This is a genomic window from Candidatus Albibeggiatoa sp. nov. BB20 (genome assembly GCA_016744725.1).
Taxonomy (GTDB): Bacteria; Pseudomonadota; Gammaproteobacteria; order Beggiatoales; family Beggiatoaceae; genus Albibeggiatoa.
Genome location: JADGDW010000024.1, coordinates 1 through 25584 on the forward strand (window position 1 = coordinate 1; position 25584 = coordinate 25584).

A 25584-nucleotide genomic window follows, 5' to 3' on the forward strand; every position below is an offset into this window, starting at 1 on the left:
CAATATCAAAGTCACTGTAAAATTAATTGCTCCAATTGCGATGGAAGAAGGCTTGCGTTTTGCGATTCGTGAAGGCGGTCGTACCGTAGGTGCTGGGGTTGTTTCTAAGGTTATTGAATAAGTAAGTTTTTTTAGTCTCTCGTTGTAACAGTGACGAATCACAGCGAGAGACCTCAATTTGGGGTGCTTCATGGCTAGTCAAAGAATTCGGATTCGTTTAAAAGCGTTTGATCATCGTTTGATTGACCAGTCTGCGCGGGAAATCGTAGAGACGGCAAGAAGAACTGGGGCGCAATTAAGAGGCCCAATTCCTCTACCAACAAAAAAAGAAAGATATACGGTATTGATTTCGCCTCATGTAAATAAAGATGCGCGAGATCAATATGAACTTCGGACACATAAACGTTTACTCGATATTATCGATCCTACTGACAAAACAGTTGACTCATTAATGAAGCTCGACTTGGCAGCAGGTGTAGACGTTCAAATTAAATTGAATTAAGGGTTTAGGCAAATGGCACTGGGCATTGTTGGACGCAAATGCGGCATGACTCGCATCTTTACTGAAGAGGGCGTATCTATACCTGTCACAGTAATTGAAGCAGAGCCTAATCGCGTTACGCAAATTAAAACCGAAGAAACCGATGGCTATAATGCTGTTCAAGTCACTTGTGGCTCACGTCGTCCTACACGAGTAAACAAAGCAATGACTGGACATTTCGCAAAAGCGGGTGTCGAAGCAGGTCGTGGCTTATGGGAATTTCGTTTAGCGGCGGAAGAAAGCAGCGGACTTGAAATTGGTAAAGAAATCAACGTAGATATTTTTACTGAAGTTAAAAAGGTAGATGTTTCAGGCACTAGCAAAGGTAAAGGCTTTGCAGGTGTAATTAAACGCCATAATTTTAGTATGCAAGATGCGACACACGGTAACTCTTTATCACACCGTGCACCAGGTTCGATTGGTCAAAACCAAACACCAGGTCGTGTTTTTAAAGGTAAGAAAATGGCGGGTCACATGGGCAACGTTAAACGCACAGTCCAAAGCGTTGAAGTGGTTCGTGTGGATGCTGAACGGAATTTGATTTTGGTTAAAGGAGCTATTCCAGGTGCTCCCGGTGGTGATGTGATTATCAAGCCCACTGTAAAAACCAAAACGCCTAAAAAAGCAAAAGCTTAAGGGCTGAGGGGATAGCGTTATGGAACTGAGCTTACAAAACGGAGGCTCGATTGATGTCTCCGAGAAAGTATTTGATGCTAAATATAATGAGCCATTAATTCATCAAGTGGTTACAGCTTATTTAGCAGGTGCAAGAGCGGGCACGAAAGCACAAAAAAATCGTGCTGCTGTTGCAGGTGGTGGTTGCAAACCTTGGCGACAAAAAGGAACAGGTCGTGCCCGTGCGGGTACTATCAGTAGTCCTATTTGGCGTAGTGGTGGTGTAACTTTCGCTGCACAGCCTCGTAGCTATGAGCAAAAAGTAAACAAAAAAATGTATCGTGGAGCGATTCGTTCAATTTTATCTGAATTGCGTCGCACAGAACGTTTAATCATTGTTGAAGATATTGCTATAGATGCACCAAAAACAAAACAATTAGTACAAAAACTAACGGATTTAAGTCTTAAAGATGTATTAATTGTGGTTAAAGAGTTTGATGAAAACTTATTTTTAGCAGCGCGTAACTTATATAAAGTAGATGCTGTTGACGCGGAAAGTATTGATCCTGTCAGCTTAATCAAATATGAAAAAGTAGTGATGTCTGTAGAGGCATTGAAGCAAATAGAGGGGAGATTAGCATGAATCAAGAACGTTTGTTTAAAGTGCTAGTCGCTCCTTTAAATACAGAAAAAGTCAATAATATTATTGAGAAAAACAACCAATTTGCATTCAAAGTTGCACCAAATGCAACGAAAAATGAAGTAAAGCAAGCGGTTGAAGCCTTATTTTCTGTAAAAGTACGTGGCGTACAAATCGTCAACGTTAAAGGTAAATCCAAACGTTTTGGCCGTACCGAAGGTAAACGCCCAGACTGGAAAAAAGCCTACGTTGGTTTAGAAGCAGGCCATGACATTAACTTTGCAAACTACGGTTAAGCGCAGGCAGGTTTGAGGAATAACTATGGCAATTGTTAAAGCAAAACCAACCTCAGCGGGTCGTCGCTTTGTTGTCAGCGCAAAGACTCCTGAGTTGCATAAAGGCAAACCTTACGCACCATTGACCGAGAAAAAATCTCGCACAGGTGGTCGTAACAATAATGGTCGGATTACAGTACGTCACCGTGGTGGTGGTCATAAGCAACACTATCGTATTGTTGATTTTAAACGTAATAAAGACGGCATTCCAGCGAAAGTCGAACGTTTAGAATATGATCCTAACCGTAGTGCACATTTGGCTCTATTGTTATATGCAGATGGTGAACGTCGTTACATTATTGCACCTAAAGGTGTAAAAGCAGGCGATAAAATTATGTCTGGTACTCATGCGCCAATCCAAGCGGGTAATTGTATGCCATTGCGCAACATCCCATTGGGTAGCCAAATACACTGTATTGAATTAAAACCTGAAAAAGGCGCACAAATTGTGCGTAGTGCAGGTGGTTCAGCACAGTTAGTTGCGCGTGAAGGTCAATATGCAACTTTACGTCTACGTTCTGGTGAAACACGTAAAGTATTAAGCGAATGTCGTGCAACCATTGGTGAAGTAGGTAATTCAGAACATAACCTTATTTCACTAGGTAAAGCAGGTGCAAAACGTTGGCGTGGTGTACGTCCAACGGTTCGGGGTGTTGCAATGAACCCTGTTGACCATCCACATGGTGGTGGTGAAGGTCGTACCTCTGGTGGTCGTCATCCTGTGACACCTTGGGGCTTCCCAACAAAAGGTGCTAAAACCCGTCGTAATAAGCGTACTGATAAAATGATTGTACGCCGTCGTGGTAAATAGGCTGATTTGGCTGAAAGGCTCAATCAGAGAACACTAAGTACAAGTAATTGAGGCGCGATGTTTGAGCCAGTCTATAGCACTGGCAAATCGCAAATCAAAATCGCAAATCGGAAATGAAAATGCCTCGTTCAATTAAAAAAGGTCCTTTTATTGACTTGCATTTGTTGAAAAAGGTAGATGCAGCCTTAGAAAGCAAAAGCAAAAAGCCAATCAAAACGTGGTCTCGCCGCTCAATGGTTTTTCCAGACATGGTCGGATTAACGATTGCGGTACATAACGGAAGACAACATGTGCCAGTCTATGTAACTGAAAACATGGTTGGTCATAAACTAGGTGAATTTGCCGTAACACGGACTTATCGTGGTCATGCTGCGGATAAGAAAGCGAAACGCTAATTAGGATTGAGAACAATGGAAGCAACGTGTAAAGCCAAATATTTACGCATATCACCGCAAAAATGTCGGTTAGTTGCCGACCAAGTTCGTGGTTTACCCGTTGACCGTGCATTAAACTTGTTGAACTTTAGTAGCAAAAAAGCAGCAGGGATAGTGAAAAAAGCTTTAGAGTCGGCTATTGCCAATGCGGAACACAATGAAGGTGCGGACATTGACGAGTTATACGTCTCTAAAATTTACGTCAATGAAGGGCCAACCATGAAACGGATGCGGGCGCGGGCAAAAGGGCGTGGTACGCGAATTTTAAAACGCACTAGTCACTTAGAAGTCACAGTGGCTGAACGGGAAGAATGGTAATCGCTTATGGGTCAGAAAGTACATCCAACTGGTTTACGTTTAGGTATTGTAAAAGACTGGTCTTCCAAATGGTATGCCAGTAGCAAAGACTACGCAAACTACTTAAACACAGACTTAGCGGTACGTGACTACATTAAAAAGAAATTGGCGCAAGCCTCTGTCAGTGAAGTACGTATTGAAAGACCTGCCCGTAATGCACGGATTATCATTCACACAGCCCGTCCAGGTATCGTGATTGGTAAAAAAGGTGAAGACATTGATAAGTTACGCAAAGTCGTTTCTGAAATGATGGGCGTGCCTGTTCATATCAGTGTTGAAGAAATCCGTAAGCCTGAAGTTGATGCCTATTTAGTTGCAGCCAGTGTGGCACAGCAATTAGAACGCCGTATTATGTTCCGTCGTGCAATGAAACGTGCGGTTGGTAACTCTATGCGTTTAGGTGCACAAGGTATTCGTATCAATGTTAGTGGTCGTTTAAACGGTGCTGAAATTGCACGTATGGAATGGTATCGCGAAGGTCGTGTGCCTTTACATACATTACGTGCTGATATTGATTACGGTTTTGCAGAAGCAAAGACCACTTATGGTATTATCGGCGTTAAAGTATGGATTTTTAAAGGTGAAATTATCGGTAAACCTGATATGTTTACACCAAAATCTGCTACAAACAATGCTGAAAATAATTCAAATTCGGGACGTGGAGCGAAGGGATAATAGCTTATGTTACAGCCAAAGCGTACCAAATTTAGAAAGCAAATGAAGGGGCGCAATCGCGGATTGGCTACTCGCAGTAATAAAGTGAGTTTTGGCGAATTCGGATTGAAAGCCACAGGGCGTGGTCGTATTACTGCCCGTCAAATTGAAGCAGCGCGTCGTACCATTAGCCGTCACGTTAAACGTGGTGGTAAAATCTGGATTCGAATTTTTCCAGATAAGCCAATTACCAAAAAGCCTTTAGAAGTGCGTATGGGTAAAGGTAAAGGTAGCGTTGAATATTGGGTTGCACAAATTCAACCTGGTCGTATGTTATATGAAATTGAAGGGGTTTCTGAAGAAATAGCGCGTGAAGCATTTACTTTAGCTGCTGCTAAACTTTCAGTATCAACAACTTTTGTTAAACGGACGGTCATGTAAGATGAAAGCAAGTGAATTACGTGAAATGTCGATAGAAGAGTTACGCAAAGAACTGGTAGAGCTTTTACGTGAGCAATTTAATTTGCGGATGCAAAAAGCCAGTTCGCAGCTTAGCCGTTTTCACCAAGTGAAACAAGTACGCCGTGATGTTGCGCGTATAAAAACCATTATGACTGAAAAGCGTAAAGCAGTAGAAGGTAGTGCAGCATGAGTGAAGAACAAGTTGTAGAACCTGTAGTAGAAGCTGCAGACGCGACTAACGTGTTGCGTACCCAAATCGGTAAAGTGGTTAGCGATAAAATGGATAAGACCATTACCGTATTGATTGAACGTAAAGTGAAACACCCAAAATATAAAAAGTTCATTAAGCGCTCAACAAAATTGCATGTTCATGATGAAGAGAATACTTGTCGTGAAGGTGATACGGTTTTGATTAAAGAGGGTCGCCCAATGTCAAAAACTAAAGCTTGGGTATTACATAAAGTACTTGAACGTGCTGTTATTGTGTAATGTGTGGTGTAGGGTTGCTGGATATTAGCAATCCTGCTCTTCGCATTTAAAAAGAATCTAATAGGTCAATTATAGTATAAATTGTCCTGGTAAAATTAGGCTCTCCAAACAATTAAAAACAAAAGAAAAGTATTTAAAGTACAGAAAATATATGTTATCATTCCCCTCTTATTTGCGGTGGGGTAATTACCGATTTGGAGTGATACACCATGATTCAAATGCAAAGTGTGTTAGACGTTGCCGACAATAGTGGGGCACGTCGCTTAATGTGTATTAAAGTATTGGGAGGCTCACACCGTCGTTACGCCCAAATTGGCGATATTATCAAAGTGAGCGTAAAAGAAGCGATCCCTCGTGGACGGGTGAAAAAAGGTCAAGTATATAATGCCGTTGTTGTGAGAACACGCAAAGGTGTTAGACGACCTGATGGCTCGTTAATTCGTTTTGATAGTAATGCGGCAGTGTTGTTAAATACCCAAAACCAGCCAATTGGTACACGTATTTTTGGACCTGTCACCCGCGAGCTGAGAACAGAAAATTTCATGAAAATTATTTCACTCGCTCCCGAAGTGCTATAAGGGAAAAGGTTTAGAGCGATGCGTAAAATTCGTTCAGATGATGAAGTAGAAGTCATTGCAGGTAAAGACAAAGGTAGACGCGGTGTCGTAGTGCGTGTCATCAATGATGAAAAAGTGATTGTCGAAAATGTTAATTTGGCAAAACGTCATCAGCGTGGCAACCCCATGGCAAATAAGCCAGGCGACATTGTTGAAAAAGAAATGCCTTTGAATATATCCAATGTAGCGTTAGTCAATCCAGTTACAGATAAACCTGACCGTGTTGGGTTTAAATTCTTAGAAGATGGAACAAAAGTACGCTACTTTAAGTCCAACGACGAAGTTTTGGACGTAGCATAGGTATTAAACAATGGCAAGATTACAAGACTATTACCGTGAAAAAGTCATCCCGCAGTTAATGGAACAGTTCCAGTATGGCAGTGTGATGCAAGTACCCAAGATTGAAAAAATCACCCTTAATATGGGTTTGGGCGAAGCTGTGGGCGATAAAAAAGTCATTGAGCGTGCGTTAGGCGATATGCAAGCTATCGCGGGGCAAAAGCCAGTCGTAACTAAAGCGCGTAAATCAATTGCAGGATTTAAAATTCGTGAAGAATGGCCAATTGGCTGTAAAGTGACTTTACGTCGCGAACGTATGTACGAATTTTTAGATCGCTTGATTAGTATTGCAATCCCGCGTATTCGTGACTTCCGTGGTTTTAGCGGCAAAGCATTTGATGGTCGTGGTAACTACAGTTTAGGGGTTAAAGAACAAATTATTTTCCCTGAAATTGACTACGACAAGATTGATGCGATTCGTGGTATGGATATTACTATTACCACTTCGGCAGGTACAAATGAAGAAGGCCGAGCGTTATTAACTGCGTTCAGTTTTCCTTTAAAGTAAGGTGAAGTATGGCTAAAGTATCCATGAAACAACGCGAATTAAAAAGAATTCGTACTGTTGAAAAATATGCGGCTAAACGCGCTGAATTAAAAAAGATTATTGGTAATCCTCATTACAGCGAAGAAGAGCAAGAAGAAGCACAACTTAAATTTCAAAAGTTGCCGCGTGATGCAAGTCCAGCTCGTATTCGTAACCGTTGTCGGATTACAGGTCGTCCACATGGCTTCTATCGTAAGTTTGGCTTAGCACGTAATAAGTTACGTGAAGCAACAATGATGGGCTATGTACCAGGATTAAGTAAAGCAAGCTGGTAATTTTAAATTACTGATTTGCCATTTTTAATTTGAAAAGTAGTAGGAGTGCAATCTTATTTGCATGACCTTGGTTCTTTATAAACTTGCTCATTTGTATGGTTTTTATGAATCATGGTATATCGTATATCTGTACTCCTGTGATGATTTTCTATAAATCAACAATCAAAAATACGTTTTGGTGGAGATTTTTTACAAATGAGTATGAATGACCCTATCGCGGATATGTTGACGCGCATCCGCAATGGTCAGTCTGCAAAAAAGAAGCAAGTGCAAATGCCCGCGTCACGGATTAAGAACGCAATTGCCGACGTTTTGCAGCAAGAAGGCTACATCACTGGTTATAATATCAGCCAAGATGCTAAGTCTACATTGACCATTGATTTAAAATACTACATGGGCAACCCTGTTATTGAAACCATTAAACGGGTGAGTCGTCCGGGTTTACGTATTTACAAACCTAAAACTGAACTACCTAATGTTATGGGTGGTTTGGGTATTGCTATCATATCTACTTCCAAAGGTTTGATGACTGACCGTGCTGCACGCGCTGCGGGACATGGCGGCGAAGTAATCTGCCATGTATCGTAAAGGAATGTAACATGTCACGAGTAGCAAAAAATCCCATTTCAGTACCTACAGGCGTTGAAGTCAAGCTCCAAGCACAAGACATCGCTGTCAAGTCTAATAAAGGACAATTGGAACATCACATCCATCATGATGTAGAAGTTTCATTAAGCGATGAAAACGTACTAACCTTTGCGCCACGTAATAACTCTCGCCAAGCAATGGCTTTAGCAGGGACAACCCGTGCTTTAGTAAATAACATTGTTGAAGGTTTAACCAAAGGTTTTGAGCGTAAACTTACTTTAGTTGGTGTCGGTTATCGTGCCCAAATACAAGGTAAAAAACTCAATTTAACTTTAGGTTTCTCACATCCAGTTGAACACCCTATTCCTGAAGGCATTACAGTTGAATGCCCGACACAAACTGAAATTGTGATCAAAGGTGTAGATAAACAACTCGTCGGTCAAGTTGCTGCAAACATCCGTCGTTACCGTCCACCTGAACCTTATAAAGGCAAAGGCGTTCGCTACAGTGATGAAGTCATCAGCTTGAAAGAAACCAAGAAGAAATAGGTGACTGGCAATGGATAAGAAATCATCTCGCTTGCGTAGAGCACGTCGTACTCGCGCTAAAATTAGCGAGCTAGGTATGCACCGTCTTTGTGTTTACAAAACGTCGCAGCATACTTACGCTCAACTTATTGCACCAGACGGTGGCAAAGTATTAGCTAGCGCATCTACGGTTGAAAAAGACTTTAGAGCGACGGAACAACATGGCGGCAATATTGAAGCGGCTGTTAATGTTGGTAAAGCCATTGCAGAACGTGCAAAAGCAGCAGGTGTAACAAGTGTTGCATTTGACCGCTCAGGCTTTAAATTTCATGGTCGTGTCAAAGCCTTAGCTGATGCGGCACGAGAAAACGGATTGGCGTTCTAGGTAATATTATGGCAAATAATTCAGATTCTCATGCTCAGCAGGGCGGAAACAATAAAGGCGATGACTTAATTGAAAAACTCGTCGCCGTTAACCGTGTTGCCAAAGTAGTCAAAGGTGGTCGCATTTTTAGTTTCACTGCATTAACAGTAGTGGGCGACGGCAAAGGCAAAATTGGCTTTGGTTACGGTAAAGCGCGTGAAGTTCCATTAGCAATTCAAAAAGCAATGGAAGGGGCACGTAAGAATATGAAAAAAGTCAATTTAAATGGCACAACAGTTCAATATCCTATCGTCGGTGAGCACGGGGCAGCACATGTCTATATGCAGCCTGCTTCTGAAGGTACTGGGATTATTGCAGGTGGTGCGATGCGTGCCGTATTCGAAGTCGTTGGTGTCCGTGACATCTTAGCGAAATCAATCGGTAGTACTAACCCAATGAACGTTGTACGTGCGACATTTAAAGGCTTAACTGAAATGTCTAGCCCAGATTTTGTGGCGGCAAAACGCGGTAAAACAGTTGAAGAGATTACAGGTTAATCCGCATGAAAAAGTTACGAGTTACACAAGTTAAAAGCATTTACGGCAGACTGCCTAAGCATAAAGCCTGTGTTGCAGGGCTAGGCTTGCGCCGCATGAATCATAGCGTTGAAGTAATTGATACGCCAGAAAATCGCGGCATGATTAATAAGGTCAGCTATCTGCTCAAAATTGAGGAGGTAGAAAATGCGTCTTAATGAACTAAAACCAGCAGCGGGTTCAAAACCAACTGCCAAACGTGTTGGACGTGGTATTGGCTCAGGTTGGGGCAAGACTTGCGGACGTGGCCATAAAGGTCAAAAATCACGTTCTGGTGGTTTCCATAAAGTGGGTTTTGAAGGCGGTCAAATGCCTTTGCAACGTCGCTTGCCTAAAGTGGGTTTTGCATCACGCAAAGCATTAGTCACAGCCGAAGTGCGTTTACATGAATTAGCGCAAGTTGAAGCTGACGTGATTGATCTTGATGCCTTAAAAGCTGCCAATATTATTACACGTAATATGAAGCGTGCGAAAATCATCTTATCAGGTGAAATTAATAAGGCAGTAAAAATTAAAGGCTTAGCTGTGACAAAAGGTGCGAAAGCGGCTATTGAAGCAGCAGGCGGCAGTATCGAACAAGCGTAATGGTTGACGCTAGATGACGCAAATTTAACGCTATTTGGCGAAATACGTTACAATAGGCGCAGATTTGAATCATCTACCATCACCACAACACTGGGGGTTTATGTGGCTACAGGCACAGGCGCGGGCAATTTAGCAGCACTTGGTCGCTTAACCGAATTGAGACAGCGATTACTTTTTGTATTAGGTGCTATCGTTGTATTTCGTATCGGTACATTTATTCCAGTTCCGGGCATTGACCCTGTTGCATTGGAACAAATGTTTGACGCACAGCGCGGTACTATTTTAGAGATGTTCAACATGTTCTCAGGTGGGGCATTAGAACGATTCTCAGTATTTGCAATCGGGATTATGCCGTATATTTCGGCCTCGATTATCATGCAATTATTGACAGTCGTTTCGCCAACACTAGAACAGTTGAAAAAAGAAGGACAATCAGGGCAACGTAAAATTTCCCAATATACACGATATGCAACTTTAGGCTTAGCCTTGTTGCAATCGATTGGGGTTGCTGTTGCACTGGAAAGTCAGAATGTGGTCGTAGATCCTGGAATGGCTTTTAAAGTCACTGCCGTCATGACCTTAGTGTCAGGCACCATGTTTTTAATGTGGTTAGGTGAACAAGTGACCGAACGCGGGATTGGTAACGGTATATCCGTGATTATTTTCGCAGGTATTGTCGCAGGTTTACCCGCAGCTATTGGTAGTACTTTAGAGTTGACCAGAACAGGGCAATTGCACGTTTTAACCTTATTTATTTTGTTAGCGTTAGTGCTTTTAGTCACTGCATTCGTGGTCTTTGTTGAACGTGGTCAACGTCGTATTACAGTTAACTATGCTAAACGCCAAGTCGGTAATAAATTATATGCTGGTCAAACCAGTCATTTACCGTTAAAACTAAACATGGCAGGTGTGATTCCACCTATTTTCGCCTCAGCGATTATCATGTTTCCAGCAACTGTTGGTGGTTGGTTTGGTACAGGTCAAGGCATGGATTGGTTGAAACAGTTATCATTAACTTTATCACCAGGTCAACCTTTATACGTGTTGTTATATGCTGTTGCCATTGTATTTTTCTGTTTCTTCTATACCGCGTTGGTATTTAACCCACGTGAGACAGCAGATAACTTGAAAAAATCTGGCGCGTTTGTTCCAGGTGTACGCCCAGGCAAGCAGACAGCAGACTACATTGATCGTGTTACAACACGCTTAACACTGGCTGGTGCGATTTACATTGCCTCAGTTTGTTTGTTACCTGAATTTTTACGTTTAAGCTGGAGTGTCCCATTTTATTTTGGTGGCACTTCGTTATTGATTATTGTTGTTGTGACCATGGATTTTATGGCACAAGTCCAAGCGCATCTACTCTCGCATCAGTATGAAGGCTTAATGAAAAAAGCCAACTTGAGAGGCTATGGGCGCAATCCAATGTCACGCTAATGGAGAGTCATCATGAAGGTGAGAGCTTCGGTTAAAAAGATTTGCCGTAATTGCAAAATTATTCGTCGTAATGGCTCTGTACGAGTGATTTGCAAAGATAAACGTCATAAACAACGCCAAGGCTAAGGGGTTGAATTTCTCGATGGACACAGTTAAAATTTTACGCTTTTATAAGCGAATTGGAGCAGGGGTATAAACGATGGCACGTATTGCAGGTGTAAATATTCCCGTCCAAAAACATACGGTCATTGCTTTACGCTCTATTTATGGCGTCGGTCCTACTAGAGCGCAGGAAATTTGTGCTGCAGCAGGCGTTAGCCCTGATGTCAAAGTCAAAGACTTAACAGAAGAACAGCTTGACTTATTGCGTAGTGAAGTTGCTAAATTTAATGTAGAAGGTGATCTTCGCCGTGAAATCGCCATGAACATCAAACGTTTGATGGACTTAGGCTGTTATCGTGGTATGCGTCATCGTCGCCATTTACCCGTTCGTGGTCAACGGACTCGTACTAATGCGCGGACACGTAAAGGTCCACGTAAAGCGATTAAGAAATAAGGGTTATAAATTATGGCAAAACCAGCAGCGTCTCGTACTAGAAAGAAAGTTAAAAAGAGCGTCTCCGACGGCATAGTGCACGTCCATGCTTCATTTAACAATACGATCATTACGATTACTGACCGTCAAGGCAATGGCTTAGCTTGGGCTACAGCAGGTGGTAGTGGCTTCCGTGGTTCACGTAAAAGCACACCATTCGCAGCACAGGTTGCAGCTGAAAGAGTTGGCAACGTAGTCAAAGAATTTGGCATGAAAAACCTTGAAGTGCGAATCAAAGGCCCAGGCCCTGGTCGTGAATCTGCGGTACGTGCGTTAAACAACATTGGTTTCAAAATTACCAGTATTACTGATGTCACGCCGATTCCTCATAACGGATGTCGTCCTCCTAAACGGCGTAGAGTCTAATTTCAGTATACAAAGAGATGGAATATGGCAAGATATTTAGGTCCAAAGTGTAAACTGAGTCGACGTGAAGGCGTAGATTTATTTCTTAAAAGCCGTTCACGGGCCTTAGACTCTAAGTGCAAACTTGATAAAATCCCAGGGCAGCATGGTGATAAGCGTCAGCGTTTATCTGACTATGCAACTCAGTTACGGGAAAAACAAAAAATCCGCCGTTTATACGGTGTGTTAGAAAAACAATTCCACAGCTACTATGTAGAAGCCAATCGTGTGAAAGGTTCTACAGGTGAAAACTTATTGAAGTTGTTGGAATGTCGTTTGGATAATGTGGTTTATCGTATGGGCTTTGGTGCTACTCGTGCCGAATCGCGTCAATTGGTAAGTCATAAAGCGATTTTGGTCAATGGTAAAACCGTTAACATTGCGTCTTACGTTGTTAAGTCTGGTGATATCGTTTCTATCCGTGAAAAAAGTCGCACCCAACTTAGAATTCAAAATGCGTTAAGCATGGCTGAAGATTTTGGTCTTCCTACTTGGGTCGATGTTGACGCTAAGAAAATGGAAGGCACATTTAAGTCTGTACCTGAGCGTATGGATTTGCCTAGCGATATTAACGAACAGCTCGTTGTTGAATTATATTCTAAATAATTGATGAGAGGTTTTTTATATGCAATCCAATGCGATGGATTTATTAAAGCCGCGTATCGTTGATGTCAAACAAATCAGTGATACAGTGGCACGTGTCACCCTTGAACCATTGGATCGCGGTTTTGGTTATACGTTGGGCAATGCTCTGAGACGTGTATTATTGTCTTCTTTGCAAGGTTGCGCGATTGTTGAAGCGACCATAGATGGGGTTTTGCATGAGTACACAGCCATGGAAGGTGTACAAGAGGATGTAGTTGAAATCTTATTAAACCTGAAAGGCATCTCAATTAAGATGCACGGGCGTAATGAGGTGGTACTACATTTAAATAAAAAAGGTCCTGGTCAAGTATTAGCATCAGACATTGTTTTAGATCATGACATTGAAATTGCAAACCCCGAGCATGTGATTGCCACTTTAACCAAGTCTGGCGAGTTGAACATGCAGTTGAAAGTGCAAATGGGACGTAGTTATCGTCCAGCAATTCAACGTGGTCAAGATGGCGATATTGATACACCGATTGGTACATTGAAGTTAGATGCTTCTTTTAGTCCAATTTCACGAATAGCTTACTCAGTGGAACGCGCACGGGTTGAGCAAAGAACTGACTTAGATAGATTGATTATTGAGTTAGAAACCAACGGAACGGTGGATCCAGAGTCAGCAGTACGTCAAGCAGCAACCATTTTGCAAGGTCAGCTTTCTGTTTTAGTCGATTTGGAAGGTACAACTGAACCCGAGGAAGAAGAGGAAGAAGTTGATATCGATCCAGTATTGTTGCGTCCTGTTGATGAATTAGAGTTAACGGTACGTTCAGCAAATTGTTTAAAAGCAGAGAGTATTTACTATATTGGCGACTTGATTCAACGCAGTGAGCAAGAGTTATTGAAAACCCCTAATTTGGGTAAAAAATCGCTTACTGAAATCAAGGATGTATTGGCTTCACGCGGGTTATCACTCGGTATGAAGCTAGAGAACTGGCCACCACCGGGTTTATATGACAATGACCCAAGTAAATCTAAATAACATAGACAGGATATGAGTAGCCATGCGTCATCGTTATGCAGGTAGAAAATTAAATCGTAATAGCAGTCATCGTAAAGCGATGTTTAGAAATATGACTGCATCTTTAGTGCGTCACGAGTTAATCAAAACAACGTTAGCTAAAGCAAAAGAATTGCGTCGTTATGCTGAACCGTTAATTACTTTAGCAAAAGATGATTCTGTTGCTAAAAGACGTTTAGTATTTGATCGTATTCGTGATCGTGAAGTGGTAACTAAATTATTTAATGAATTAGGCCCTCGTTATCAAGAACGCCCCGGTGGTTATGTACGTGTTTTAAAATGTGGTTTTAGAACAGGTGATAATGCACCTATGGCTATTGTCGAATTGGTTGATCGTCCAATTGTAGACGAAGACGATGATTTTGATGATGAATAAGGGCTAACATTTAGTTGCTTATTAAAGAAGCCGAGCTTAGTCTCGGTTTTTTTGTGTCTGAATTCTGAATAATGGTACATTGGTGATATTCAGCCTGTATGACTATTTTTCCTTTAGGCTTTTTTGTTACTCGCACCTCTCGTTTAACCTCATTTTTAATTTATTATTCACGTAATCTTGTAACCACTTTCACTCACCTTTGCTATTCCTGCTAGATTCATTCTCTCTAATAGCAATGCTTCTATTGCTTCAGTCTTTAACTCTTTTTGTTCTACAAAATAATCTAATCTTTCCAATACAAATCGACACTTACATTGTTTGCATTGCGCTTTCTTATTTCCTCTTACACTTCCATTCAGTTTTAGTTTGTCTGATAAACATCTTGGACAATTCATTTTTTCAATACTTATTCGATGGTTTTATCTGTCATCGTTTTATAATAAATAATTTTTTGACTTGTGACAAAACAAGCATATCCTAGCTTAGATAGCTCACTTATTAAATTGTTTTTTAATCATAGGTGCTACAGTCCTTAGGACTATCAACGAACGGAACCGTTGTTTTATTGGAGAAAAAATAATGAATCGATTCATACAGACCATCAGCGTGCTGATTTTGGTTATAGGCTATGCTGGTAAATCTGTTGCCATTGATAGAAATGCCTATTTTGTGGGTAACAGTCTGACGTACCGCACGAGACTGGAATCTGGATTGCGTCCTTTGGCTCAAGAGCGGGGTCATACCCTTAGTGGGCAAAAAGTCTCCGAAGATTTTATGCAGATACTGTCTGGTGCATCGCTCTGGTGGCACTGGTATCAAGGCGATGCTGCCAATAGTTATTTTAACAAAGATGAATTCATCCCCGATATGACAACCAACCACTGGGATACGCTGGTTCTGCAGCCCTATGATGGCAAGCCGTGGCACTGGAACGAGTCCACGCTCCCAGAAAACTGGTATTACTGGCAAGACCGTCCCCGTGAAGAAGGAGATGTGCCAATGTGTAGCAATTTTATCGACCTGATGGTTAATCAAGGGATTAGTGATTCCAGTCTTCAGGTTTATATTTACTCGCAATGGCCAAAGGTTCTCGGTGCGCCTAACAATCCTGACTTTGAGAACTTTGATTACCCAACAGAATGGAATAGAGGGTATACAGACACTTCTCGATTTAATAACCGTTCCCGTGATTATTACGAGTATCTGCTTCATGAGGTACGCAGTGAAACCAGTGATTTGCTCGACAATGAGATACTGATGATTCCTATGGGCGATGCCATCTATGAACTCAACGAACGACTCAGAACTTCCCCACTGGTCAACGGCAGCAACACCTATGATGACATCACGGATGTATACGGCGACGGTAACCACCTCTCTCCCGGTGTCATGCAGTATTTTAAGGCGCTGGTCTTCTTCACTGTGCTCTATCGAGAAGACCCGCGCGGATTGACGACTGGTAACTACGGCGACATCAATTGGTATCTTTCACTCTATCATCCATACTTCGTTGAAATCACGCTTGCATGGAAGACACTGCTACAGGAAATAGCTTGGCAAGTCACTGCAACCCATTTCTATTCTGGCGTGCGCGACACATTGACACTGGGAGATGCCAATCTCGACGGCGTGGTGAACATCACTGATTTTAATATCCTGACTGCCGCGTGGGGACGCACAGATATAGACCCGTATGAGACTGGTATTGGCTGGCGATACGGTGACTTTGATGGCGACGGCGAAGTGAATCAAGCTGATCTCGACATTTATCAGGCTAACACTGACTCTGATATTAATGCCTCAGTGCACGAACCGCCGAAACTGCTTATACCTGCTGGCTTAAGCGAAAATGAAATGCTTAATAAAACAGTCGTTTATGGTGAAAAATATATTACTACAATCAGTGCCGTGTCTGCACAAGGTTATAAACTGAATTACCAACTCAAACATGCTCCTGTCAATACCAAACTAGATACTTATAACCATACGATAACTTGGGAAGCAAATTTATTGGGTCGTTTTCAGTTTGATATTATTATCCGTGAGGAAAATGCCGAAAATCCGCAGGAACTCATTTTAAAAGCGAGTGTGAATGTAGAGGAACATAAGTTAACGGACTATGGTATTGAGTCTGAAAACCTTGGAAATTTGAGCAAAGAAGATATAGAAAACTTGTCTGATGAAGCCTTCCAAGCATTTCGTAAATCTGATATTGCCCGCCTACCTTCAGAAATATTTAAAAGCATGACTGCTAATCAAATGTCCTATATCACTTATTCAGCTATTTCTGCCATTTCTGTTGAACAATTTTTGAATCTCTCCCCAAGTGTGTTACGTGGAATCAATGCGGGTTCGCTTGGTGGTTTTTCGCCTGATGTTTTAGCCCAATTCACAACAGCTCATATCAAAGCCCTAGACCCAGCAGTTGTTTTTAGCAAGTTACCTAGTGAAGACATTTCTAAAATCGTGACGCATTTTGATTTGACAAAAATTAGTGTCAACGATATTAATAATTTATTACCATCTAATTGGTTTTTTGATGATAAAACAGGCAGGTTAAATGCACCCAGTGGTATTCCGCTTAGCGTGAAAACATTAGACAATCATTCAGCAGTGAATATGCCTAAATTACCTAAATTAGATTCTGGACTGGCATTGGGCGGTGATGCAGACGAAACGCCAACTATTTTAGAAGCTATGAACCAAGCCTTAGTCCAAAATGATTTAGGACAATTTAGATTTACTCAAGATGCAGATGGTATTGTAAAAGCCACAGATGATTCAGGTTTACAATTTGCGTTTATTCCTAATAAAGCGAGTTTTGTGCAAGGAGATAGCAATACTGCTACTGAAATTCAGCTTAATCAGCGCGAGTTACGCATTGTTACTTCAGAAAAACAGACGTTATCATTAATTCCTGCTCCTAAAGATATGACTTTATTGCGAAATATTTTACCTGATGGTGAGATTTACATGGGTGATAAAGGTGAGGTGATTTTTGACTATACCAATGTAAAAGATAATCGCAAGCAAGGTGATGACTTTGAACCTGACGTGATGGCCTGTGAATTTAATGCCTTTGTTGAAACTTCATCTAATGATGACTGCCATAGTTATGATGATTATGATCTTTATGCTTGTGAGGAGGATGATACCTTAGGGGTACAAATTACCCGTCGAACAGGGCGTATAAGCCGAGCAGAAAAATATCAAAGCCCAGAAGGTAAAATAGTTTATGCTGATTCGACTGCTCAAACAATTTATCCTACTATTATCGAGCCGACTATCTTTTTAACTATGTTACATCAAGTTGCTGGTCTGGAAGATACTGAAGTTTATGAAAATGGTTCGTATTTAGTTAAATTTGAAGGAAATGATTATATTTTACAAGCAGATTTTACCGCAACAGCTTCTAAGTTACCTATTAAAGGTCAGCTTATTCCTCCTACAATCCAGTTTCAAAAAGGTGGTTTTTTAGAATATACCGTTGTCTCTAACGATATTGAATACACTCAAAAGCTATTTGTTTACCCAGTATTAAGACAGTGATATTGATACATTCATCGGTACATTAAAATTAGATGCGTCTTTCAGTATGTAGGTTTAGAGCAGATGATAATAAGCCTATGGCTATAGCCAATTCTATCTTGAGTGTGAGGACTGGCAGTCCTGTTATTATTTAAATATCAATCAGTTTTAAAATCTAGGACTGCCAGTCCTGTTAAAACGACTATATTGTTCAATTGTAGACGAAAACGATGATTTTGATGATGACGAATAAGGGTTAACATTTAGTTGTTTATTGACGAAGCCAAGCTTAGTCTCGGTTTTTTTGTGTCTGAATTCTGGACAAGCCAAACAATTAGATGCAAGTGGTGTTTTACGTTTTTGTGTGTAAAGTTTGTGTGACATTATCTCCTGTATTTAGATTCAATTTTTCTATGTTGCCATGAATATGCACATTTCTTTCGCCAAGCTTGGTTTCTAATTCTTGTTGTCGGGTTTTTAAATCGCTGATTTCGTCTAGTATTTTTTTTACGTTTATGTCTTCGTCAATTTCGGGGATATAGTGTGTTGTGCGGCCTTTGTGTTCAATTTTGAGTAGGTTGTCGTAGGGAATCAGCGTGCTTCTGTATGACAACATTTCAGTGACTTTGAGTCTGGCAAAGCTGTTGTGAATGCCTTTGAATTTTTCTCGAATGATGCCAAGCAGTATGCGTCGTGTTTGCACTGTGCCATCAATCCAAATGAATATTCTCTTGTCTTCTAAGTCGGCTTTTATCAGGGCTTTGTTATTGTCGTAAGTCAGAATTGCGCCTGTGAGCCAGTAGGTTTTTTGTGAAATCAAGGTATGCACTCGGACGAGAAAGCGTGAAAAAATGCTGCTGGGGAGTACATCGTATTGATATTGAAACAGTAGGCTGTTTTCATAATCCCAGTTTATATCGGGTTGTTCGGGATCAAGTAAGTCGGTCATTAAATAGCTGATAGGTTGGATGTCGGGCATTTGGAAGCACAGTTCAAATTTTTCCATCAGTTGGATCAGTAAATCATATTGCGATTCTGGATAGCGTTTGTTATTGAGAAATTCGCCGAGTTGGGATTTTTTGAGTACGCCTTTGGCTTTGAATAATTGGTTATTGTTGATGAGGGTGTAGACTGCATCCGTGACCCATTTTGGTTTTAGGATGTTGATTTGTTTGAGTAATGGGCGTAGTGGGTCGTCGCGAAAGTTGAGCACAATACCTAAGTCATGCAGCAATTGGATGAGGATTTTTTGGGTATCAGTTTGTTTGATTTGATATTTTTTTTGGCAGCAGATTTTAGTGTATTCGTCATAGCTGATGAAGTCGCGGTGCATGTTTTCGAGTTTTTGTTTAATTTCAAACCATGATTTGGGCAAGATGTCATGGACGTGTGGTAGTTGTTGAATTTGCTCGAACATCGCAGTTTGTAGTTGTTTAACACCTGTATTTTGTTTGCAGGAAATATCGAAAAAGCCTTGAATGCTTGGGTATTTTTCTTGGAGGAATTTTTTATTGAGTTTGAGTCTGTGTTGGTCGGTTTTGTTGACGGCGATTAAGATAGGGGAGTTTGCGCCGTAGGTTTGGATCATTTTAAGCCAGTATTCGAGGCGACTGTCAGTTTCACCTTGGCGTGCATCGAGTATTAGAATGTATAGGCTACGTTTGGTGAGGAAAAATTGATGGGTTGCATGCATGATTTCTTGACCGCCAAAGTCCCACACGTTGAGTCTGATTTTTGTATTGGCGATGTTGACTTGCCATTTTTCAACGTTAATGCCATCGGTTTTGTTTTCATCGTCGTTGTATTTTTGATGGATGAGGCGATTGACTAAAGAGGTTTTGCCTACGCCGCCTTGTCCTAAAATTAATACTTTGGCTTCGTTGAGTGGGGATTTTTGTTCTTTTTCTAGTTCTTCAAAATAGTTGCGGATGGCTTCGATGCCTTGGTCTGCTATTTCTTGTGGTGGGATTTCTAAAAAGTTGCCATCTGCATAGAACCTATGACAACTTAGCTGCTTTATTAATGGCTTTGGCAGTTCCCTTAATTCATTATCACTTATATTAAGCTCTTCTAAATTTTGTAGTTGTCCTATGGATATTGGTAGGTCTTTTAATTCGTTTCTTTCAAGTCTGAGATAGTCTAAATTGTGTAATTGTCCTAATGATACTGGTAATTTTTTTAGCTGATTCATAGCTACATCCAAATATACTAGGTTTTGCAATTGTCCTAAATCAGTTGGTAATTCTTTCAGCTGATTTCTATATAAATTTAACGTACTTAAATTTTGTAACTGTCCTAAACCAGTTGGTAAGTTTTTTATATTATTTTTTGGTAAATTTAAAAATGTTAAACTTTCTAACTGTAATAATGATATTGGTAATTTTTTTATATTATTTTTTTCTAAATCTAATGTTTTTAATTTTTTCAGCCAAAGAAAGGAATCTGGAAGCGTCTCAATTCTATTACCAACTAATATTAATTTTTGTAAATTTTTCAATAAAAATAAAAGCTCAGGAATATTGAAAAGTTTGTTGTTATCTAAATTCAAACCAATGACATTATTATTTTCATCTACTGCATAGCCATTTTTTCCGCCGAAATTAGTAATTTTATCTAAACTAATTTGTTCTAACTTTCTACCGATTTCTTTCTCTAATTGTTTGATGATGTCTAGGTCATTCATGGTGGGTTTTTCTTGTCTGAATCAGGATTTACAGGATTTAAGGATTAACAGGATTTTGATTGTAGGCATTTTTGAGAATTGAGGCAAATGCTTGAGATATTTTTTGTTTTAATCTTTAAATCTTATGAATCCTGATTCAGGCATTTGATAATTAACAGAATTTTGATTGTAGACATTTTTGAGAATTGAGGCAAATGCTTGAGGTATTTTTGTTTTAATCCTGAAAGTCTTTAAATCTGTTTAATCTTGTTCAGAACAGGATTTAACGGATTGATGGATGAACAGGATTTTGATTGTAGATATTTTTGAGAATTGAAGCAAATGCTTGATGTATTTTTGTTTTAATCCTGAAAATCTTTAAATCTGTTTCATCTTATTCCCATAATCAACGAATGTGACAGCGTTATAATAAAGCACTCAAAAAACTGACAACCCTAAATAAATGTTAGAGTGCCAGCCTTTCCAAGAACCAAAATACTAAGTATTTAAACGGCGCATGTGTGGGAACAACAACACATCACGAATCGACGGACTATTGGTTAACAACATCACCAAACGATCGATACCAATACCTTCGCCTGCGGTTGGCGGTAAACCATACTCCAATGCTGTGACATAATCCGCATCATAGTGCATCGCCTCGTCATCACCCGCATCTTTAGCTTCCACTTGCTGCTGAAAGCGTTGTGCTTGATCTTCTGCATCATTCAATTCCGAAAATCCATTAGCAATTTCACGACCACCGATAAACAATTCAAAACGATCCGTAATCTCTGGATTATCATCATTTAAACGCGCCAAAGGTGATACTTCGGTAGGATACTCTGTAATAAACGTAGGGTCTTTCAGTAAATGTTCAGCCGTTTTCTCAAAGATTTCCAACTGAATTTTACCCAAACCATAACCCTCTTTGACAGGGATTCCCAAACGTTCAGCAATGGCTTTCGCTGTATCTCGGCTTTCTAAATCACTGCGCTGAATATCCGAGTTATATTGCAAAATCGCATCAAGTAAACTTAAACGCACAAACGGTTTCCCAAAATCATAAGTTTCATCTTGATAAGGCACAATGGTTGAACCTAGCACTGATTCTGCTAATCCACGGAACATTTCTTCAGTTAAATTCATCAAGCCGTGATAATCAGTATAAGCTTGATAAAACTCTAACATAGTAAATTCTGGATTATGCCGAGTCGAAACCCCCTCATTACGGAAATTTCGATTTAATTCAAATACGCGCTCAAATCCACCTACAACCAAACGTTTCAAATACAATTCAGGTGCAACGCGTAAAAATAACTCCATATCCAAAGCATTATGGTGAGTGGTAAAAGGACGCGCTGTTGCTCCACCGGGAATCGCGTGCATCATCGGCGTTTCAACTTCAAGGAAATCCCGCTCAATCAAAAATTGACGAATAAAAGCCACCACTTTAGAACGAGTGATAAACGTCTGACGTGACTCTTGATTACTGATTAAATCTAAATAACGCTGACGATAGCGGATTTCTTGGTCAGTCAAACCGTGGAATTTTTCTGGTAAAGGGCGTAATGACTTCGTTAATAAATGTACATTTGTTGCTTTGACGGACAATTCACCTGTTTTGGTTTTAAACAACACGCCTTCTGCAGCCACGATGTCGCCTAAATCCCATTGCTTAAATTCCTTATATTTATTTTCTGGCAAATCATCACGTTTAACATAGACTTGCATTTGACCTGACATATCTTGTAAGTGCATAAATGAAGCCTTACCCATGACACGCCGAGTCATCATGCGTCCAGCAATCTTTACCCGCACATTACGAGTTTCAATCGTAGCAGCATCTTGCTCACCATATTGCTCGTGTAAAGTTGTAGCAACACAGTTCCGACGAAATGTATTAGGAAATGCAACACCGTGCTCACGCATTTCAGTTAATTTGGCGCGGCGTTGGGCAATTTGTTCATTCTCATCAACCAATTCGGTCATTCTTATCCCTTCAGAAAATAGCTCTTTAATTAAACAGTTCATTTTACATCAAAAGCAAACAACAATTAACAAGCAGTGAATGTGAAAAACAGGATTCCGTTTATTTTTAAATACGCTAAACAGCTAAAATGCCCCGATATTCAACAGATTCTCCTAAAAATAATCATTTAAAGCTAGAATGTCCACAAAAAAGCAATTCTCCATTTCCAAATTTAAGCAATTAAGCTAGTATATTTGCCCCTTCAAAAAGCCATAATCTAAAGACAGGAACTAAAAAACATGAGCAGCTTAGAACAAGAAATGCAACAAATTGGTCAACAAGCGCGTGATGCTTCAGTCATATTGGCGCGTGCGACCACTAAAATGAAAAATGCAGCATTAGAAGCAATCGCAATCGAAATTGAAAAACAACAACATGTATTGATGGCTGCTAATAAAATAGATATGGATAATGGTCAGCAGCGTGATTTAAATCCTGCTCTATTAGATCGTTTGGCTTTAAATGAGGCTCGAATTGCTGACATGGTTGAAGGGCTACGTCAGATGGCAGCATTACCTGATCCTATTGGCGCAATTACAGACTTAAATTATCGTCCGAGTGGGATTCAAGTTGGCAAAATGCGAGTACCATTAGGCGTTGTCGGTATTATTTATGAATCGCGTCCTAATGTCACAGCAGATGCGGCAGGCTTATGTTTAAAATCAGGCAATGCGGCTATTTTACGTGGTGGGTCTGAAGCCATCAATTCTAATCAAGCCGTTGCAAAATGTATTCAAACAGGTTTGGAAAAGGTAGGATTACCAAGTACCGCGGTGCAAGTATTTAAAACAACCGATAGAGAAATGGTCAGCGAATTAGCTAAGTCATCAAAATATGTTGATGTGATTATTCCACGGGGTGGTAAAGGCCTTATTGAACGGGTAGCAGAAGTAGCACGAGTACCTGTAATTAAGCATTTAAATGGTATTTGCCATGTTTATATTGATGATGATACGGATGCCAGCAAAGCAATTGCAATTGCATTTAATGCTAAAACGCAGCGTTACGGCACTTGTAATACCATGGAAACCTTGCTTGTAGCGAAAAGTGTGGCAGGTGAAATTTTACCTCCATTAGCAGAGCAATATTTACAGGAAGGCGTGGAATTACGTGGTTGTGCTGAAACCTTGAACATTATACCTAAGGCAATTGCTGCGACAGATGAAGACTGGGATACAGAATATTTAGCCCCAATTTTATCGATTCGGATCGTTGATGACGTTGATGCAGCGATGCAACATATTCGTCAATATGGCTCAGGTCATACAGAGTCCATTATCACAGAAAACTGGACAACCGCCCGTCGTTTCTTAACTGAAGTTGATGCCAGTTCGGTAATGGTCAATGCGTCAACACGATTTGCAGATGGATTTGAATATGGTTTGGGTGCAGAAATCGGCATCAGTACCGATAAATTTCATGCTCGGGGCCCTGTGGGTTTAGAAGGCTTAACATCACAAAAATACATTGTATTAGGTGATGGACATATTCGGAACTAAGCATTATAAATCAGAATGTTGAATTTAATTACTGACTTTGATTGTTTAAATTTAATGACGTGAGTCTCAATATCATTTGGGACTCACCATTATTTAAGCTTTTTAAAGGGTGTTAGGAGTTAATAGAATTCTTTTGTAAATCTGATAACGAATAATCTTAAGCAAGTTTAATAGAGTCAACATATCAGTTATGAAATATAAATTGAATATCACATCATTACTGGTGTTTATTGCCATCGGTTTTGGTTCGACACTTTTATTATTTCCGGGTTTGTTGTTAGACCCCAACCAAGATAAAGCAATGGGATTGGTTATCATCACAATCACTCTTCTAGCAACTTCTTTTATCCCTGAATATCTCACAAGCCTGTTATTTTTTCTGTTAGCCATGTTATTCCATATTGCGCCTGACTATATTATTTTTGCAGGTTTTCAATCAACTGCTTTATGGTTAGTTTTTGGTGGTTTAGTGGTTGGGGTGGCTGTCATGTCAACAGGTTTAGGGCAACGGGTTGCAAATAAATTAGCGATACATCTTGAAGGAAGTTATGCCCAACTGATTACAGGGGTCACACTGGTTGGGGTTATGTTCGCATTTATTATGCCTTCGGCGATGGGGCGGGTTGTATTATTAATTCCTATCATGCTTGCACTGGCTCATCATTTTGGATTTCAAGCAGGTTCAAATGGACGTATTGGCTTAGTGTTGGCAGCATTATTAGGGTCTTCGATGCCTGCATTTTTTATTTTACCTGCAAATGTCCCTAATATGATTTTGGCAGGGATGGCAGAAAGTCAGTTAGGAGTCCACATATTGTTTGGAGAATATTTATTACTGCATTTTCCAATCTTAGGTGTGACCAAAATTGGCTTAACTATCTTCATCATTTTATGGTTATATCCTGACCAACCTGTTGTAACCAACACAGAAGAAAAACCGCCCTCAAATCCATTATCAAAATCAGAAAAAAAATTGGCAATCACACTGGCTATCTTATTATTACTTTGGATGACAGACTTTATACATCATATCTCACCTGCTTGGATTGCCCTAGGCGGTGCGATATTTCTGTTGCTACCTTTCACAGCGATTGTGAATACTGAACAATTCAATACTAAAATCAATTATGGCTCTCTATTTTTTGTGGCTGGAATTATTGGTTTAGGCAGCTTGATTAAATATTCAGGATTAGGCATCACGCTAGGTAATTACTTTATATTACATTTACCACTCAGCCCTGAAACGCCTTTTTTCAATTACATGTCAATTACATTTGTCTCCACTTTTTTGGGTTTATTTACTACCTTACCTGGTATTTCTGCAGTAATGACCCCGCTAACACCTGAAATAGCACAAGAAACAGGTTTTACCATACAATCAGTACTTATGTTACAAGTGCTTGGTTTTTCTACTATGTTTTTCCCATATCAAGCTCCGTATATTGTTGTTGCATTAAGCTTGGCTAAAGAAAACATGCGAGTTGTTTTAAAACCGCTTTTCATTTTTGCTGGCATCAGTTTGTTTATATTATTTCCCATCAATTATTTATGGTGGCAATTACTCGGCTGGATTTAATTGTCAAATTGGGAATCGTGTTTACATGC

34 protein-coding genes are annotated in these 25584 nt (G+C 40.2%); 32 read left to right on the forward strand and 2 right to left on the reverse strand.

Annotation, left to right across the window (positions count from 1 at the left end):
* From ABXH34_RS04435 to ABXH34_RS04580, 30 genes are all read left to right on the forward strand, one after another.
* The coding region (locus ABXH34_RS04435; RefSeq protein WP_353570695.1) for an EF-Tu C-terminal domain-related protein at positions 1–121 on the forward strand (121 nt) is incomplete at its 5' end.
* 69 nt (positions 122–190) lie between these two features.
* Entirely contained in the window at positions 191–502 is a 312-nt protein-coding gene (rpsJ, locus tag ABXH34_RS04440) for a 30S ribosomal protein S10 (protein ID WP_353309247.1), read from the forward strand.
* 12 nt (positions 503–514) lie between these two features.
* Positions 515–1177 (forward strand): 50S ribosomal protein L3, encoded by a 663-nt coding sequence (rplC, locus tag ABXH34_RS04445; RefSeq protein ID WP_353570660.1) that lies wholly within the window; start codon positions 515–517, stop codon positions 1175–1177.
* 19 nt (positions 1178–1196) lie between these two features.
* Positions 1197–1799 carry a 50S ribosomal protein L4 gene (gene rplD / locus ABXH34_RS04450; protein WP_353570661.1) on the forward strand — a complete coding sequence of 201 codons (603 nt, stop codon included), beginning with the start codon at positions 1197–1199 and terminating at the stop codon, positions 1797–1799.
* On the forward strand, positions 1796–2092 hold the full coding sequence (rplW, locus tag ABXH34_RS04455; RefSeq protein ID WP_353570662.1) for a 50S ribosomal protein L23: 297 nt from the start codon (positions 1796–1798) through the stop codon (positions 2090–2092). Before rplD ends, rplW begins: the two co-directional genes overlap by 4 nt.
* A gap of 25 nt (positions 2093–2117) precedes the next feature.
* Complete coding sequence (rplB, locus tag ABXH34_RS04460; protein ID WP_353570663.1) at positions 2118–2942, forward strand: 50S ribosomal protein L2; 825 nt, start codon at positions 2118–2120, stop codon at positions 2940–2942.
* Positions 2943–3061: 119 nt separating this feature from the next.
* Positions 3062–3337 carry a 30S ribosomal protein S19 gene (rpsS, locus tag ABXH34_RS04465; RefSeq protein WP_353570664.1) on the forward strand — a complete coding sequence of 92 codons (276 nt, stop codon included), beginning with the start codon at positions 3062–3064 and terminating at the stop codon, positions 3335–3337.
* A gap of 15 nt (positions 3338–3352) precedes the next feature.
* Positions 3353–3694 (forward strand): 50S ribosomal protein L22, encoded by a 342-nt coding sequence (rplV, locus tag ABXH34_RS04470; RefSeq protein ID WP_353570665.1) that lies wholly within the window; start codon positions 3353–3355, stop codon positions 3692–3694.
* 6 nt (positions 3695–3700) lie between these two features.
* A complete protein-coding gene (gene rpsC, locus ABXH34_RS04475; RefSeq protein ID WP_353570666.1) occupies positions 3701–4408 on the forward strand; it encodes a 30S ribosomal protein S3 in 708 nt (235 codons plus the stop codon).
* Positions 4409–4414: 6 nt separating this feature from the next.
* Positions 4415–4828 carry a 50S ribosomal protein L16 gene (gene rplP, locus ABXH34_RS04480; protein ID WP_353570667.1) on the forward strand — a complete coding sequence of 138 codons (414 nt, stop codon included), beginning with the start codon at positions 4415–4417 and terminating at the stop codon, positions 4826–4828.
* A 1-nt stretch (position 4829) separates the two neighbouring features.
* Positions 4830–5039 carry a 50S ribosomal protein L29 gene (rpmC, locus tag ABXH34_RS04485; protein WP_353570668.1) on the forward strand — a complete coding sequence of 70 codons (210 nt, stop codon included), beginning with the start codon at positions 4830–4832 and terminating at the stop codon, positions 5037–5039.
* Complete coding sequence (gene rpsQ / locus ABXH34_RS04490; RefSeq protein WP_353570669.1) at positions 5036–5338, forward strand: 30S ribosomal protein S17; 303 nt, start codon at positions 5036–5038, stop codon at positions 5336–5338. The genes rpmC and rpsQ overlap by 4 nt, the downstream gene beginning before the upstream one ends.
* A gap of 209 nt (positions 5339–5547) precedes the next feature.
* Positions 5548–5916: a 50S ribosomal protein L14 gene (gene rplN / locus ABXH34_RS04495; RefSeq protein ID WP_353309218.1), complete on the forward strand. Its 369-nt coding sequence runs from the start codon at positions 5548–5550 to the stop codon at positions 5914–5916.
* A gap of 18 nt (positions 5917–5934) precedes the next feature.
* On the forward strand, positions 5935–6255 hold the full coding sequence (gene rplX, locus ABXH34_RS04500) for a 50S ribosomal protein L24 (protein ID WP_353570670.1): 321 nt from the start codon (positions 5935–5937) through the stop codon (positions 6253–6255).
* 10 nt (positions 6256–6265) lie between these two features.
* Complete coding sequence (gene rplE / locus ABXH34_RS04505) at positions 6266–6802, forward strand: 50S ribosomal protein L5 (RefSeq protein WP_353570671.1); 537 nt, start codon at positions 6266–6268, stop codon at positions 6800–6802.
* An 8-nt stretch (positions 6803–6810) separates the two neighbouring features.
* Complete coding sequence (gene rpsN, locus ABXH34_RS04510; RefSeq protein ID WP_353570672.1) at positions 6811–7116, forward strand: 30S ribosomal protein S14; 306 nt, start codon at positions 6811–6813, stop codon at positions 7114–7116.
* Positions 7117–7311: 195 nt separating this feature from the next.
* Complete coding sequence (gene rpsH / locus ABXH34_RS04515; protein WP_353570673.1) at positions 7312–7704, forward strand: 30S ribosomal protein S8; 393 nt, start codon at positions 7312–7314, stop codon at positions 7702–7704.
* 11 nt (positions 7705–7715) lie between these two features.
* Complete coding sequence (gene rplF, locus ABXH34_RS04520) at positions 7716–8252, forward strand: 50S ribosomal protein L6 (protein ID WP_353570674.1); 537 nt, start codon at positions 7716–7718, stop codon at positions 8250–8252.
* Between the two features lie 10 nt (positions 8253–8262).
* Positions 8263–8616 carry a 50S ribosomal protein L18 gene (gene rplR / locus ABXH34_RS04525; protein WP_353570675.1) on the forward strand — a complete coding sequence of 118 codons (354 nt, stop codon included), beginning with the start codon at positions 8263–8265 and terminating at the stop codon, positions 8614–8616.
* 8 nt (positions 8617–8624) lie between these two features.
* Positions 8625–9152: a 30S ribosomal protein S5 gene (gene rpsE, locus ABXH34_RS04530; RefSeq protein WP_353570676.1), complete on the forward strand. Its 528-nt coding sequence runs from the start codon at positions 8625–8627 to the stop codon at positions 9150–9152.
* Positions 9153–9157: 5 nt separating this feature from the next.
* Complete coding sequence (rpmD, locus tag ABXH34_RS04535; RefSeq protein WP_353570677.1) at positions 9158–9349, forward strand: 50S ribosomal protein L30; 192 nt, start codon at positions 9158–9160, stop codon at positions 9347–9349.
* Positions 9339–9776 carry a 50S ribosomal protein L15 gene (gene rplO / locus ABXH34_RS04540; protein WP_353570678.1) on the forward strand — a complete coding sequence of 146 codons (438 nt, stop codon included), beginning with the start codon at positions 9339–9341 and terminating at the stop codon, positions 9774–9776. Before rpmD ends, rplO begins: the two co-directional genes overlap by 11 nt.
* 156 nt (positions 9777–9932) lie before the next feature.
* Positions 9933–11213 carry a preprotein translocase subunit SecY gene (secY, locus tag ABXH34_RS04545; RefSeq protein WP_502710396.1) on the forward strand — a complete coding sequence of 427 codons (1281 nt, stop codon included), beginning with the start codon at positions 9933–9935 and terminating at the stop codon, positions 11211–11213.
* Between the two features lie 12 nt (positions 11214–11225).
* Complete coding sequence (gene rpmJ / locus ABXH34_RS04550; RefSeq protein WP_353309188.1) at positions 11226–11339, forward strand: 50S ribosomal protein L36; 114 nt, start codon at positions 11226–11228, stop codon at positions 11337–11339.
* A gap of 73 nt (positions 11340–11412) precedes the next feature.
* A complete protein-coding gene (rpsM, locus tag ABXH34_RS04555; RefSeq protein ID WP_353570679.1) occupies positions 11413–11769 on the forward strand; it encodes a 30S ribosomal protein S13 in 357 nt (118 codons plus the stop codon).
* Positions 11770–11781: 12 nt separating this feature from the next.
* On the forward strand, positions 11782–12174 hold the full coding sequence (rpsK, locus tag ABXH34_RS04560; protein WP_353570680.1) for a 30S ribosomal protein S11: 393 nt from the start codon (positions 11782–11784) through the stop codon (positions 12172–12174).
* A 24-nt stretch (positions 12175–12198) separates the two neighbouring features.
* Positions 12199–12819, forward strand: coding sequence for a 30S ribosomal protein S4 (rpsD, locus tag ABXH34_RS04565; protein WP_353570681.1), 621 nt, complete (start codon positions 12199–12201; stop codon positions 12817–12819).
* A 19-nt stretch (positions 12820–12838) separates the two neighbouring features.
* Positions 12839–13843: a DNA-directed RNA polymerase subunit alpha gene (locus tag ABXH34_RS04570; RefSeq protein ID WP_353570682.1), complete on the forward strand. Its 1005-nt coding sequence runs from the start codon at positions 12839–12841 to the stop codon at positions 13841–13843.
* A gap of 22 nt (positions 13844–13865) precedes the next feature.
* Positions 13866–14258 carry a 50S ribosomal protein L17 gene (gene rplQ, locus ABXH34_RS04575; protein WP_353570683.1) on the forward strand — a complete coding sequence of 131 codons (393 nt, stop codon included), beginning with the start codon at positions 13866–13868 and terminating at the stop codon, positions 14256–14258.
* Positions 14259–14837: 579 nt separating this feature from the next.
* The gene (locus tag ABXH34_RS04580) at positions 14838–17807 is read left to right on the forward strand and encodes a dockerin type I domain-containing protein (RefSeq protein ID WP_353570684.1); all 2970 of its coding nucleotides are present in this window, start codon (positions 14838–14840) and stop codon (positions 17805–17807) included.
* Positions 17808–18138: 331 nt separating this feature from the next.
* On the opposite strand, the gene ABXH34_RS04585 is transcribed toward ABXH34_RS04580, so the two are convergent.
* Positions 18139–20469 carry a COR domain-containing protein gene (locus ABXH34_RS04585; RefSeq protein WP_353570685.1) on the reverse strand — a complete coding sequence of 777 codons (2331 nt, stop codon included), beginning with the start codon at positions 20467–20469 and terminating at the stop codon, positions 18139–18141.
* Positions 20470–20946: 477 nt separating this feature from the next.
* Positions 20947–22440, reverse strand: a complete 1494-nt coding sequence (lysS, locus tag ABXH34_RS04590; protein ID WP_353570686.1) for a lysine--tRNA ligase — start codon at positions 22438–22440, stop codon at positions 20947–20949.
* A gap of 279 nt (positions 22441–22719) precedes the next feature.
* Between lysS and ABXH34_RS04595 the strand changes: the two genes are divergently transcribed.
* Both ABXH34_RS04595 and ABXH34_RS04600 read left to right on the forward strand, forming a co-directional pair.
* The gene (locus ABXH34_RS04595; protein WP_353570687.1) at positions 22720–23979 is read left to right on the forward strand and encodes a glutamate-5-semialdehyde dehydrogenase; all 1260 of its coding nucleotides are present in this window, start codon (positions 22720–22722) and stop codon (positions 23977–23979) included.
* Positions 23980–24169: 190 nt separating this feature from the next.
* On the forward strand, positions 24170–25555 hold the full coding sequence (locus ABXH34_RS04600; protein ID WP_353570688.1) for an SLC13 family permease: 1386 nt from the start codon (positions 24170–24172) through the stop codon (positions 25553–25555).
* The last annotated feature ends 29 nt before the right edge of the window (positions 25556–25584 follow it).